The sequence below is a fragment of the uncultured Thiocystis sp. genome (assembly GCF_903866365.1).
GTDB lineage: Bacteria > Pseudomonadota > Gammaproteobacteria > Chromatiales > Chromatiaceae > Chromatium.
Genome location: NZ_CAIPNF010000144.1, coordinates 1 through 13,465, shown reverse-complemented (window position 1 = coordinate 13,465; position 13,465 = coordinate 1). Strand labels below are relative to the sequence as shown.

The 13,465-nt window shown below is 63.7% G+C and carries 12 protein-coding genes; 6 read left to right on the top strand and 6 right to left on the bottom strand.

Translation table 11 applies throughout. From position 1 onward, the window contains the following. Nucleotides 1–327, bottom strand: a 327-nt coding sequence (locus tag QZY07_RS08305) for a Na+/H+ antiporter subunit E (RefSeq protein ID WP_295401495.1), incomplete at its 3' end; no start/stop codon positions are given. Between the two features lie 547 nt (nt 328–874). Between QZY07_RS08305 and QZY07_RS08300 the strand changes: the two genes are divergently transcribed. From QZY07_RS08300 to QZY07_RS08285, 5 genes are all read left to right on the top strand, one after another. Next, nucleotides 875–4,927 carry a DUF1566 domain-containing protein gene (locus QZY07_RS08300; protein WP_295401494.1) on the top strand — a complete coding sequence of 1,351 codons (4,053 nt, stop codon included), beginning with the start codon at nt 875–877 and terminating at the stop codon, nt 4,925–4,927. Nucleotides 4,928–4,988: 61 nt separating this feature from the next. Beyond that, nucleotides 4,989–5,366 carry a four helix bundle protein gene (locus QZY07_RS08295; protein ID WP_295401492.1) on the top strand — a complete coding sequence of 126 codons (378 nt, stop codon included), beginning with the start codon at nt 4,989–4,991 and terminating at the stop codon, nt 5,364–5,366. Between the two features lie 97 nt (nt 5,367–5,463). After that, complete coding sequence (locus QZY07_RS27345) at nt 5,464–5,703, top strand: DUF1566 domain-containing protein (protein WP_363183935.1); 240 nt, start codon at nt 5,464–5,466, stop codon at nt 5,701–5,703. Beyond that, on the top strand, nt 5,666–7,282 hold the full coding sequence (locus tag QZY07_RS08290) for a reverse transcriptase domain-containing protein (protein WP_295401490.1): 1,617 nt from the start codon (nt 5,666–5,668) through the stop codon (nt 7,280–7,282). Before QZY07_RS27345 ends, QZY07_RS08290 begins: the two co-directional genes overlap by 38 nt. A gap of 14 nt (nt 7,283–7,296) precedes the next feature. Beyond that, nucleotides 7,297–7,806 (top strand): DUF1566 domain-containing protein, encoded by a 510-nt coding sequence (locus tag QZY07_RS08285; protein ID WP_295401488.1) that lies wholly within the window; start codon nt 7,297–7,299, stop codon nt 7,804–7,806. A gap of 334 nt (nt 7,807–8,140) precedes the next feature. Here QZY07_RS08285 and QZY07_RS08280 read toward each other — a convergent pair whose 3' ends face one another. The 5 genes from QZY07_RS08280 to QZY07_RS08260 all read right to left on the bottom strand — a co-directional run bounded on the left by QZY07_RS08280 (nt 8,141) and on the right by QZY07_RS08260 (nt 11,690). Then, nucleotides 8,141–8,350 carry a hypothetical protein gene (locus QZY07_RS08280; RefSeq protein ID WP_295401487.1) on the bottom strand — a complete coding sequence of 70 codons (210 nt, stop codon included), beginning with the start codon at nt 8,348–8,350 and terminating at the stop codon, nt 8,141–8,143. Between the two features lie 84 nt (nt 8,351–8,434). Further along, complete coding sequence (locus tag QZY07_RS08275; RefSeq protein ID WP_295401485.1) at nt 8,435–8,623, bottom strand: hypothetical protein; 189 nt, start codon at nt 8,621–8,623, stop codon at nt 8,435–8,437. 25 nt (nt 8,624–8,648) lie between these two features. Then, entirely contained in the window at nt 8,649–8,906 is a 258-nt protein-coding gene (locus QZY07_RS08270; RefSeq protein WP_295401484.1) for a type II toxin-antitoxin system Phd/YefM family antitoxin, read from the bottom strand. A gap of 433 nt (nt 8,907–9,339) precedes the next feature. Further along, nucleotides 9,340–10,371, bottom strand: coding sequence for a phosphate ABC transporter substrate-binding protein PstS (gene pstS, locus QZY07_RS08265; protein WP_295401483.1), 1,032 nt, complete (start codon nt 10,369–10,371; stop codon nt 9,340–9,342). Between the two features lie 239 nt (nt 10,372–10,610). Beyond that, nucleotides 10,611–11,690 (bottom strand): phospholipase A, encoded by a 1,080-nt coding sequence (locus QZY07_RS08260; RefSeq protein ID WP_295401482.1) that lies wholly within the window; start codon nt 11,688–11,690, stop codon nt 10,611–10,613. Nucleotides 11,691–12,009: 319 nt separating this feature from the next. Between QZY07_RS08260 and QZY07_RS08255 the strand changes: the two genes are divergently transcribed. Further along, the gene (locus tag QZY07_RS08255; protein ID WP_295401480.1) at nt 12,010–13,263 is read left to right on the top strand and encodes a sodium:proton antiporter; all 1,254 of its coding nucleotides are present in this window, start codon (nt 12,010–12,012) and stop codon (nt 13,261–13,263) included. Nucleotides 13,264–13,465: the final 202 nt, after the last annotated feature.

Here is a 13,465-nt window from a genome sequence, read left to right as displayed (position 1 = left end):
CAGATCGCCGGGCTTCAGGGGCAGGCGCGGGTCGAAGGCTCGGCGGGCCACGTCAAACCCGGCGACGATGGACTGCCAGAAGAAATGCAGGGCGAGCCGCGCGAGTGCCGCGAGGTGAAGCCGTCCCGGAGCTGGCGGCAGGAGGCGCAGGCTGACTCCCGTGGCGACGGCGGCAGCCAGTAGACCGACCGCCAGATCGGCGGTCAAGCCCGTGGCGGCCGTCTCGCTCAGGCCGGGTCCGACCAGCAACAGCCAGAAACCGAAAAAGACGCTCCATCGCGCCACAACCACGCGGATCAGTGAGTGCGCGCCCTTGGGTCTAGTCATCGGAAGGCTCGTGCATCGATTGGGTCTCGCCGAAAACGCATCCCTGATGGCATGCGGAGTATTTACATTGGTCCGGTCTCGCCGGCAACGGACAAATTCTGTCGCCGGTGCGATTGGATTATTTGGTTATCAAGATCGAATCTAAACCACGTCGGCTCTTCAGGATGACAGTAGATCTTGAAATATAATATTAACAGTTACTTACCGCGCCAAGGATCTTGTCATAGGCATGATGATCCTGCTACTCTTTTTTGCGACGGTTAGAACCCTTCGATCCGCATCGCGTCTGTCACGATGTTCAGGCTCTTTCCGTTGAAGATCTCGCTCGACTGGGTATCCGGATCGTCATACGCTCCTTCCCCGGCAACCTTGACGGCACGGTTCCGGGGTCCGTCGCGGTTGGTTGCCGAGTCTAAATCCTGTGCTATCGTGGGCTAGGAAATGGCTCTATTGTTGGCGCTCGGGTGGTATGCTTGCCGCGCATCACTCGCGGGTATCGGGGCGGCGTTCCAGCCGTCATGGATCAGTCAGGCCAAGGACACTACAGATGTCAGGGTTCATCCTCCGTTCGTCCAACCGTCCGGTTCCGCGTTGGTTACCGGCCTTGATGCTTTTTCTGCTCTGCTGCGCCCTCGCGCAGAGCGGGTTGGCGCGGGCCTGGGATCGCGATACCCGCTGGCAAGTCGCCGAGATTTACCTGGCGACCATGGGCCATGCCCCGGACGCCGAGGGCCTTGCCTATTGGGTCAACAACATCCAGAGCCTCCCCGAGTGGACCCCGACCACGGTCGCCCAGAGCTTTTTCGATCAGCCGCTGGTCCAGGCGCAATACCCCGAAGCCATGGGCGACGGCCCCCTGATCGAGGCGCTGTATCAGAACCTCTTCGGCCGCGCGGCCGATGCCGAGGGTTACGCCTACTGGCTCGGCGAGCGACAGGCGGGGCGCATCCTGCGCAATCAGATGATCATCGCCTTGATCAATGGCGGCTGGACCAACCCGGACGCCGTCGCGGACATGGCGCGCTTTGGCAACCGGGTCAGTGTCGCGCTGGCCTTCGCCGACTACCAGGTCGCGCATGAGATCGTCTACAGCGCGCTTTCGGCGGAAGATCAGGCGTCGCTTCGCGAGGCCGGGCGCGAGGTCCTCCTCGGGGTGGGCGCGGACGACGGCGATGCCGCGACGGCCATCGCCCGCATCCCGCAACTCCTGGCATTTCTTGCGGTGGTGCAGACGTGGTCCACCAACCTGACCCTGGTCGAGGCCTCTGCCGTCGATACCCGGACCCTTGTCGTCAGTTGGCTGCCCGTCGATGACGGTATCACCCCCGGCGACCAGATCACCTACGAGGTCCATCTGTCGCAAACCAAAGACTTCGTGCCGAGCGGCGCCACGTTGGCGCACCAGCAAGCAGGCGTCCAGAGCGCTGAGATTGGCGGGCTTGTCCCAGGCGCGCTGTATTACGTGAAGATGCTGGCCTACGACCCGCAAGGGCATCAGACAGGGAGCGATCAGACGCGCATCCTCATGCCCGAGGTAGAGCCGATCCCGAATGCCGCCCAGACGGTGACCAACTTGGCCTCCGGTGACGTGCTGGGCAGCACGGACACCACGCTGACCCTGCGCGCCGGCATGACGCCTCCGGACATCGGCACCATCCTCGCCGACGGCCAGAACGCACTGATCCGCCGGGTCACCGCGGTCGCCACCAACCCCGACGGCACCCTGCGGGTGAGCACGGCCCCGGCGTCCATCGCGGAGATGTTCGACCGCCTCCAAATCAGCGGGAGCATTCAGTTGGCGCCGATCCCGGAGAGCTCTTCCGCGGCCAAGCGGGCTTTCAATCGCCCCGGCAGTCCGGCCTATCGTGCGCATGCCTCTGGCGCCGCCAGTGTGCATTGGCCAGAGAGCGGGCTCACCCTCATCGGTCAGCCCGCCCCACTGGTCTCCACCGGCCCGCCAGCCCTGCAAGCCGGTCTGCAGCGCCAGGCCGCGAGCGATCAATCGCTCTACTCCGAAGCGGCCAGCAAGACCGAGAAGGGCTCGTACGTCACGGTCAGCGGTGCTCAGGCGGTCGCCATCGTGCCCGGCAACAGCGGCACCATGACGTTAGCCCTGAAGCTCCACGACGACGAAGACTGGTTCGGCAATCGACTGACCATCTGTGATGTCACTGACCTCGCGATTTCGTCGCCTTCGGGAAAACCCAGTTCTGGCCTGGTGACATTGGGCTCCATCAGCCGTGGGGACGCGGAAACGGTGCCCAGCTACAGCGGGGACATGACTTGGCGCTACAAGAGCGCAACCATGCCCCTGAACATCACTGCGACGGAGGATCATGTCTCCGACCAGCCCTACAGGGTGCGGGTGCGCGCCTATGTCGACGAAGCGGGAAATGTGTGCCAGGACACTTGGTACAGGAACTACGGCAACTCCCTGGGTTGGGAAGAAGTCGTCCCCTTCGAATTCGATCTCTATGTCACCAGCTCGCCGAATTTTCCGGACAACGAGGAGAAAACACTGACCTTCAGCGGCGGGTTCAGCGTGACCAACAACGTCCAATTCAGCTTCGCGCCGACTGTGGAGGCCGATGTTCGGGTGGACGGAGCGAGGCTTCAATCGGCACGGCTCGAGGCCCGCGCCGACGCGCGCTTCACCCAGGAGCTGAGGATCGTCGCCCAGGGGGCGGCCACCCTCGATCAAACGAAGACGCTGTTTGAGCGTGAATTCATCAAGGTCTATATGGCCGGTTCCGTGCCCGTGGTGATGAAGGGTCGCCTGGCCGCCAACCTGCGCATCGAAGGTCGCACCACCGGCGTCATCAGCGCCACCGAGACCCTGAACATGGAGTTCGACGAGCTGGCGTTCGGCTTCAAGTACGAAAACGGTCAGTACGAGCAGATCCGCCACATCCAGCCCGTCTACCAGCTATCCTTGCACGGCGACGCGGACGCCGAGGCCAATCTTAAGATCTCCCTCCTGCCCGAGCTGCGCGTGACCTTTTACGAGGTGGCCACCGGAGCCATGGTGGTGCAGCCCTATCTGGAGGCCACGGCCGGCATCCACGGCCAGATCCATCAAGACTACGATCCCGATGGCGGCACCCTGGATGCCGACTACTGGCTGACCAAGGGCCTGCTGACCGGCGGAGTGAACCTTTGGCTCTACGCCGACCTGAGCGTTTGGGATCACATCCTGGCCCGTTGGCCGAAAAATGCCAAGGCCGATGACTACGAGACGTTCTTCCCGCTCTCGATCATCGACGAAACGCGCATCCTCGGGCTCCCGACGCTCAGCGCCGAGCAGATCGCTGGCACGCATCCCAGCAACAGCCGGGCCTTGTTGATCGAGGGTCGCCATGAGAATGTCGCCAATCCATTCCAGGGGCTCTTCGGCGTTGGGCCGGACGCCTTCATCACCTTCAGCCAGTGGACCCAGCCCAAGGTGATCGCGGTCAACGACGTCGGCTACGAGATCCTGAATCAGGTCGGGGTCAACAACGACCGGTTTTGGATCGACTTCGACCGACCGGGAACCTATCAGGTCCGTCTGGGTGGCTACAGCAGCCTGGGCGGCTGGGCCCGGCAGGTGGTACAGCCCGAGATCACGCTCAACCTTGCGGACGCCAACTACAATGGCATGCTCGATCATTGGGAGGAGCGCTTTGGCGTGAGCGATCCCAACGGGAATCCGGACGGCGACGAATTGACCAACCTGGAGGAATTCAACGCGGGGCATGATCCCACCCGTCCTGATGATGGTACGGTCACGTACCTGTGGGTCGTCGGGCCTTACAGTGCCTGCGAAGCCGATTGCGGCGCCACCGCCACCCAAAATCGCGATGTGTGGTGCGAGACCGAATATGGTGGGAACCTGGTGCTCGACTTGTATTGCGACGACGCGGCGCGCCCGCCGAGCACCCAGGCCTGCACCGGGTCCTGTGGTGGCCTCAACGACACCGGCATCACCGCTTGCGCGGATGCCTCTAGCGGCGATCTCGGCTGCCCAGTCTCGGGTTATCCGGGGCAGGATGCGGAGTATGGGCGTGACGTCACCCACGACGACGACAGCGATGGCCATGCCGGCTTCAGCTTCACCAAGCTGGATGGGAACGGCAACGCCCTGCCGGCAAGTGCGACGAGCTGGAGCTGTGTGCGCGACAACGTCACCGGACTCACCTGGGAGATCAAGACCGACGACGGCGGGCTGCGCGACCAGGGCTGGACCTACACTTGGTACAACCCGGACGCGGCGATCAACGGCGGGAGTGCCGGCACGGCGAACGGAGGGACCTGTAGCGGCAGCCAGTGTGACACCCAGGCATACGTGCAGGCGGTCAATGCGCAGGGGCTGTGCGGGGCCGGCGACTGGCGGCTGCCGGATCGGTTCGAACTGGAGTCGATCACGAGCAATGATCGCCTTTACCCGGCCATCGACAGCCGGTTTTTCCCGAATACGCCATCGCACTCCTGGTTCTGGTCTTCGTCGCCGTATGCCAGCTATTCGTACGTCGCGTGGTACGTGCATTTCAACGATGGCAGCGTCGGCAGCCACAATAAGTACGGTGCGGGATACGTTCGTCTCGTGCGCGGCGGACAGTGATTTTGTTTTTGGTGGACCTGTGATCAATCCGAGCCCGATCCGAGCTGAGCGATGCGCCATCATGAACCATCTGAACCATCTGCCCATCTGGCGCGACGCCAACCGTCTGCTCTTGGCCATCGAGCAGGCGGTGCGGCAGTTTCCGCGTTATCACAAATACACGCTCGGCTCGGATCTGCGCCGGCAGGCGATGACGGTCTGTCGGCTGATCCTGCGTGCGGCGGATAAGGGCGAGGATCAGCTCGCACGCGTGGCGCGGGTGGTGGACGCGGTGGACGACCTCAAACTCCAGATCCAACTCGGTAAGGAGCTGCAGGCGTTTCAGGGATTCGGTCAATTCCAGGTCATCGCCGAGCTGGCGGTGGCCGTGGGCAAGCAGAGCGGGGGGTGGCGTAAGCGGCTTGCGGCGGCCGACGGCCAGCACTGCTCCCGGTCCTGAAGCCCCGTTTTTGGGGGCAGCGGAGCGGGCGCGGGTGTGCCGAGGTCACTGTGCGCCGGCGCCGCCATGACCCAACGGGGGTCGAGTCTTTGCCGCGATGGCGGAGCTCGGCACCCGCTTTGGCGGGGCATGGCATGCCTTGTCTGACCGGGCGCTACCGAACGGATGCGCTCGGCCAGCGGAAGTGCGTCGGCTAACGGTTCGATGGTTCTGGTCTTCGTCGCCGAATGCCAGCAATTCGAACAACGCGTGGAACGTGAATTTCAACAATGGCAACGTCAACAACAACAATAAGAACAATGCGAAATACGTTCGTCTCGTGCGCGGCGGAGCGTGACACGGGCGGTGTCTTTTCCTTTCGAGCCGTCTACGACGGTTACCGTGCCTGCCGGCGACGCAAGCGCGGCACGGCCAACGCCCAGCGCTACGAGCGGCGGCTGTTGGATCACCTGGTGGACACCGCAGAGGCCCTGCAGCGTCGCGACTACGCCCCCTCCCGCTCGCTCTGCTTCGTCGCGCGCCAGCCCAAGGCACGCGAGATCCATGCCGCCGACTTCTCCGACCGCGTGGTGCACCATGTGCTGGTGCCACGGCTCGAGGCGCTGTTCGAGCCAGTGTTCATTGACGATCTTTACTCCAACCGCAAGGGCAAGGGCACCCATGCGGCGGTCGAGCGGCTCGGTGCCTTCATGCGCTCGGTCAGCGACAACGGCAAGCGGCCCGCCTGGTTCTTGCAGCTCGACGTGCGCAACTTCTTCAACCGTATCGACCAGGCGCTCCTGTTTCGCTTGGTCAACCGGCGGCTCAAGAAGGCGGTCGACGGAGCCCTCATCGATGCCGCCGAGGCTCGGGATCTGAGTTGGCTGACGCACCTGCTGCTAAAGCAGGATTTCAAGCACGAGACACTCTATCGCTGCACACCGCAGGAGCTCGATCGTGTGCCGCCGTACAAACGGCTCACCGAGGCGCCGCCGGGCAAGGGCCTGCCGATCGGCAACCTGACCAGCCAGTTCTACGCCAACGTCTATCTCAACGAGCTGGATCAGTTCGTCAAACATGGGCTGAAGTGCCGTCACTATCTGAGATACGTGGATGATTTCGTGCTGGTGCATGAAAGCCCGGCACAGTTGCATGATTGGGAGCGGCGGATCGAAGCCTTTTTGGCCGAGCGGCTCATGCTCGAGCTGAAGCCGGACCGGCGACTGCGTCCGGTCACCGATGGGTCGGATTTTCTCGGCTATATCGTGCGGCCGCGGTATCGGCTGGTGCGTCGCCGCGTGGTCGGTAACCTGCGCGAGCGGCTTGCCCCCTTCGAGCGCGTGGCCGTCACGGCGACCAGCCTGCGCCTGCAAGCGGCGGCGCGCGACCGCTTGCGTGCGGTGCTGGCGAGCTATCTGGGGCATTTCGCCCATGCCGATGCGCATCGATTGGTGCGGCGGCTGTTCGCCGTGCGACCTTGGCTCGGGGTGCTGTTCGACTGGGTCGCGGGAGCACTCGGGCCGCGCTGGCAGCCGCCGTCCGTGACCTCGCTACGCAGTCAGGTCGCCTATTTTCGCCAAGCCTTCGAGCCCGCTCTGGTGTTGGTCCAGCTCGGCAACCGGGTTGCCGCCTTCGAGGCGGACCTGCGGCAGGCGCTGGCGGTCGCGCCCTGGCTCGAACGCTGGTCGCAGATGCGCGCCGAGACCCGTCACGGCTTGGGCGAGGGTCGCTCTTGGCCCCTGTCGCATCTGAAGGGTCTCGGTCAATCGCTGCGCCGGGCGGGGCAGCCCTACTGCTTCATCGCCGAGGAGGGTTGGCTGCCGGGCGGCATGAAGCGACGAGTGCTGCGTTATCTCTTCGTCGGCCCAAACGCGCCCCTGCTCCTTGGCCCCGCTGGCCCCGGCGGCGCGGTTGGCGCACCAAGCTCAACCCCCTGATCCCGAGGATGACCATGAACCGCACGTCTTTGCTGCCCGCGATTGCATTGTTGATGGTCTGCGTCGGCGCGCAGGCCCAGACCTGCCGCGACGACATCTTGGCCACGGCGCCCGATAGCCGCTTCCGGGACAACGGCAACGGCAGCGTGACCGATCTCGCGACGAACCTGATCTGGAAACAATGCGCCGAGGGCTTAAGCGGCGGCGACTGCGCCACGGGCAGCGCAAGCGGTTTCGCCTGGTCGCAGGCCCTTCAGCACGCGGCCGATCACGTCTTCGCCGGCAGCTCGCCGTGGCGTCTGCCCAACAAAAAGGAGCTGACCTCGCTGGTCGAGCAACGCTGCGTTGCCCCGGCCATCAACAGCCGGTTTTTCCCGAATACGCCATCGTCCTGGTTCTGGTCTTCGTCGCCGTATGCCAGCGGTTCGTACTACGCGTGGGACGTGAGTTTCGGCTATGGCTACGTCAGCTACAGCTATAAGGACTATGCGGAATACGTTCGTCTCGTGCGCGGCGGACAGTGATTTTGCTTTTTGTCTTTCTCATCAGATGGACAATAGCAAGGTAGGTCGGGTAGAACGGCCCTGGCACGACGCTTGATGATTGGTACAAACGCCGATTGGCCGTGAAACCCATCGAACCCAGCCATTTCTTGCGAAGTGGTTGACTCCCTTGCGAGCGACGCGGATGTGGCTACCCCGCCGGATCGCCCACCAGACAATCGGGATTGAGAAACGACCGCTGCCAGCGCGCGTCCCGCTCGGCGCGACGGAATCCGGCGTCTTCACAGACCTCGTCCAGGCATTTTCCAACGTCGCGCGCTGACGATCGATCAGACGCCGTCCCTGGCCGCGTGGGTCAGGCCAAAGGCGGGCGCGGCGGCCAGACAGGTGACGTCGGAAAGAGGCTGATGGCCTCGGCCCGGTCCAGGTAGCAGCGACCATCGGTGAAGGCATAGCCGCCATGCGTCTCGCGCTGGAGCCGGCCCACGACCACGGGCGTCACCGCGCCCGGCAGCCAGATCCAGACGTAGGCCCCCCGCTGGTCATCCGGGCGCTCAGAAGTCATCGTCGAGCCGCTCCAGGTCGGGGCGGCGGCTGCGCCGGCAAGAGCCGAAGTTTCTCCTGTTGACGGGTCAGTTCACGCGCCAACTCAGGCCTTCGTGCCAAACTCGAAGGGATTGAGAAGATCAACGCCGAACGAGGCGAAATCAGCCAGGTTGCGAGTCACGACCGTGAGGCCGTTCACGTTGGCGATCGCTGCGATCATCGCGTCTTCATAGAGGGTATCTGACTTCCGATGCATGAGCTTTGCCCAGCAACGGAACGCCGGATCATCCATGGGCAACAGGTTGTAGGAATGGGCGTTACGGCAAGGCGATGGCTTGGCGGCGCCGGGCCTTGCCGCGCTCGGGCACGAGATGGTCGGTGCGGGCCGAGTCGGTCAGGAGCAATTGCTTGAGGGAGGGGCGGGCCGAGGACTGAAGCCGCCGCCACTCATCAATCGGCACCAGCACCGCCGTCTCGGTGCCGCGTCGGGTCACCACTTGCGGGCCTTCGCTCACGCAAACGTCCAGCAGCTCGCTGAAACGGGCTTTGGCAACCTGAACGGGCCAGATCGGCATGGGTCGCTCCTACAGATGGATGACGAGATGTCTGACTAGACTATTCGTGTGGCGGACGTGGGGCAAGGGGCTGCATTCGCCGGGTCACTGAGACTCTGGGATGTCGTCCTGATCGCGGTCAAACTCGATCCAGGCGATCTGTGCGCCGGTTGGTCGGACCTCGTCGGGTGTTTCGGGGAAGATCACAAGGGAGTGTTGACGGCCTAAACCGCGCCAGCTCCGACAATCTGTTGAGTCTGCCGAAGCCGATTCAATCCGGAAACATCGCATACCGCTCTGGGCGTGGTTTAAGTCACGAGTAAAAAATAAGCGGCGCGCTTAAATATGGGGGGCGGGCGTCCCGCCCGCCTGGCGGGCCAGAGGCCCGCCCCCCATTGTTTCAGTTGTTTTTGAACCCTTCCTTATGCGCCGTGACAGACAGTGACGCGTCCGGCTAGCGGATGTTGGGGATCTCGGCCCGGACGCGTTCGACGACGGACTTCGGCAGCGGGATGTAGCCGAGGTCGGCGGCCATGTCCTGACCATCCGCCAGCGCCCAGGTAACGAAGTCGCGCAGGGCCGCACCGATCCGCGCGTTGCCGTGCTCGCGGAAGAACAGCATCCAGGTGAAGGTGACGATCGGATAGGCGGCCGGGTCGGCGGGGTCAGTCACCCAGATGCGCAGATCCTTGCCCGTGAGGTCCGCGCCGGCCAGGGCCGCCTGACCGGACTCGTCGCTCGGCGCGACGAACTGCCCGGCGGCATTTTCCAACAGCGCCACCTGGGCGCCGGTCGAGGTGGCAAAGAAATACTCGATGTAGCCGATCGACCCCTCGGTCTGGTTGACCGTGGCGGTGACGCCATCGTTGCGGGGGGCGCCGATGATATTCGGCTGGTTCGGCCAGGACACCGAGGTGCCGGTCCCGACCCGGGTGCGGAACGACTCGTTGATGGCACTCAGATGTTGGGTGAAGACGAAGGTGGTGCCGGAGGAATCGGAGCGACGGACCACCCGGATCGTCCGGTCGGGGATGGTCGCGCCCGGATTGGCGGCGACGATCCGCGGATCGCTCCAGTTGGTGATCTCGCCGGAGAAGATCAGCGGGTAGACGGCGCGCGGCAGACGCAGGTTGTCGACACCGGGCAGGTTATAGGCCAGCACGATCTCGCCGGCCGTCATCGGCAGGACCAGTGCCCCGCCGCGCACCTGGGCGATCTCCTCGTCGGTCATGGCGGCGTCGCTGGCGCCGAAATCGAAGGTGCGGTTGATGAAGTTGCGCACGCCGGTGCCGCTGCCGACGGACTGATAGTTGATCCGCACGCCGGCGGTTTCCCGGTTGAAGTGACGAAACCAGGCCGAGTAGAGCGGGAACGGGAAACTCGCCCCGCCGCCGGTGATCCGGACCTGCTGGGCCTGGGCTGGCAGACTGAGCAGTAGGGCAAGGGCCACGGCGAACGCGGCGACGCCAATACGGTGCGTGTGCATACGGAGTGCTCCTGATGGAAGTCAAGGGTTGGGCTGGGATCGGACACGACGCCCGAAGCGTCGCGTCAGGATCGTCCCACAGGACTGTGACGGGGCCGTGAACCCGGTCAACCCAAACCAATCTCCTGGACGCGATCCGGCGATCCAAGGAAATCGATAGGGGCTGTCAGAGTAAGGTTGCCGATGACGCTGTCCGGCAAGTCGAACAGAACGTCGAGGGGGCATGCGGTGTTGGTGGATTAAAGCTGGTCGTTCAGGGTGACCCCGATGCCGATCGCGTTCTGCTTCCAGTCGTAATCGATCAGGCTGTCGCCGTAACCGGTAAAGGCCTGGACATAGCCGCGCAGTGGGCCGAGCAGCGGGGGCGTGGTCCAGGAAAATTGGGCGGCGCCCTTGTCGGTTTCAAGGTTGCCGCGACCCATGAGCGAGAAGCTGTGTCCGTGCCATTTGTAGATGGCGGTGATGTCCCCATAGCCGTAATAGTCGAGGATATCCGGGTTATCGTCTTCCCCCTCGTCTTCCGCGAAGCGATACCAGGGCCGGATCAGCAACGCGAAATTGCCCCGCTCGATCCCGAATTCCGCGATCAGACGATCCCAGCTCCGCGAGATCGGGTCGGCGCGACCGTTGGACTGGTGGGTGTAGCCAAAATTGAACAACCGCCAATGGAAGCCGCCGAATTCGACATCGGGCCGGAAGCTCGCCATCAGCTCGGGCATGTAATTATTTTCGCGGAAGGGGCGCGAGACCTCGTCGTTGTAGACCTGCCATTGACTCTGCTGCGTGTAGGCCGCCCAGATCCCGAAGCGCCGGTTGTCGGTCGCCCAGAGGCGCGCCTTGAAGCTGATCTGAAACCGTGCCTCGGTCGAGTTCAGCTCCACGTCGGGATCCTGAGTCGTCGCGAACAGGGTCTGGAAGGGCGCATTGTTCGGCCGGCTGGAATAGCGCGCGAATTGGAGATAATTGGGCCGATGGAAGGCGATGGTATAGCGCTCGGAGTCGGGGGCGAAGCCCCAGGCGGCATCGATCAGCGAGGTCGGGTCGGACGCTTCCGTGTCGGACGAAGCGGAGGCGGACGCAGAAGCTGCCGGGGCCGTCATCGCGGCGCGTTCCGGTTCCGGGTCTGGCGCGGGGGCCGCGACGTTCGCGCTGACGCGGTCATAACAAGCAAGCCGCTCCCGGTCGGACGTGATGGCCGCGCAGTCGCCGATGCCCGGCGGCGGGGTCCGCGCGAAGGCGGGCGCGCCGAGCGCCGGGACGATCCCAAGCATGGCGGCCAGTAAGGTAGCCGAGCGGTGTCGAGATAAAGGGTTGGTCATGCGCAAATTGTCTCAGTGAACGAATAAAGGCCCGAAGAGGGTACCAGCACGATGACCGCCGCCAGGGCGACGATGGCGCCTATCATTCTGACACGGATCTTGAGCCTCTCGACAATCGTCAAGGTCCGTGCCCACTCGGAAACGGCGCGCGGTCTTGCCGTTCGCGGTTTCATGCCGCACTTCGGTCTTTGGTCTCTGGTCTCTGGTCTCTGGTCTCTGGTCTCTGGTCTCTGGTCGGTATATCGTGCTGCCCGAAAGGTTGGCGAACGCCCTGTTCGTCGTCGGAGACCGAAATCACCAACCTCAAGGATTCCACAACATGCGCCTATTCGACATTCTGGCCCTGCTGATCGGGCTATCCGCAATTTTCAGTTGGCTGAACGACCGCTTCCTGAAGCTCCCGAATGCGATCGGCCTGATGCTCGTCGCCCTGGTGTTTTCGCTGCTGCTCCAGTTGCCGCTGCCCTTCGCGCCGGGGTTGGAGGGGCAGGTCGCGCACATGATGGAAAGCATCGACCTGACCGATGCCTTTCTCAATGGAATGCTCGGTTTCCTGCTGTTCGCCGGCGCGCTGCATGTGGACCTGAGCGAGCTCGCCCGACAGAAATGGGCCGTCATCACGCTGGCCTCCGTCAGTGTCGTTGGCGCCACCCTGCTGATCGGCATCGGCAGTTATCTGCTGTTCCTGGCCCTCGGGATCTCGGTGCCCTTCTTGTACTGCCTGGTTTTCGGCGCCCTGATCTCGCCCACCGATCCCGTCGCCGTGCTCGGTATTCTCAAGAGCGCCGGAGCGCCCAAGGCATTGGAGATGAAGATCACCGGAGAATCGTTGTTCAACGATGGGGTCGGGGTGGTGTTGTTCATGGCGCTGCTCACGCTGGCCAGCGGCGAGTCGACCCAGGGTCTTGGCGAGACCCTGTTCCTGTTCGTCAAGGAGATCCTCGGTGGGCTCCTGTTCGGGGTTGCGCTCGGCTGGATGGCGCTGCAGATGATCCGGCACACGGAAAACTATCAGGTCGAGATCATGGTGACCCTGGCGTTGGCCATGAGCGGTTACGCGATCGCCGCGCACGCGCATGTCTCGGCCCCCATCGCCATCGTGATCGCGGGCCTCATCATCGGCAACCATGGGCGCGCCACCGCCGTGACCGAGGCGACCCGGCATCGGCTGGACGACTTCTGGGAACTGGTGGACGAGGTATTGAACGCCGTCCTCTTCGTCCTGATCGGGCTGGAGGTGCTGGTGATCGAGGTGACCGGCGAACTGGTTCTGGCGGGTCTGCTGGCGATCCCGCTGGTGCTCGTCGTCCGCCTCGTGAGCGTCGGCGTGCCGATTCATCTGATGCGCCGATCCCGCGGCTTCGAGCCTGGTGTCGTGCCGATCCTGACCTGGGGCGGGTTACGCGGCGGCATCTCGGTGGCGCTGGTGCTGTCGTTACCGAAAGGGCCGGTCGCCGACATCCTCTTGACCGTCACCTATAGCGTCGTGGTCTTCTCCGTCCTGGTGCAAGGGCTGACGCTCGGGCCCTTGGTGCGGGCAGTCGCCGCGCGGACCCGGCGCGACAGCGTCTGAGGGACTTGATCAGCGTTCCGGCCATCCGTTTGGTGCCAAAGACAAACCGCCAAGATTTTCCTTATCTTGAGCGGAAGTGAACTTGGCTGCCAACCTCCAGCCAGCGGCCGAAAAGATGATTGCGCCCGCCTGAGTCTCTATCATTATTGTGGCGCCGTTCTTGCTTCAAAATTGACGCAGATGTCCCTGTGCACGCCGAATT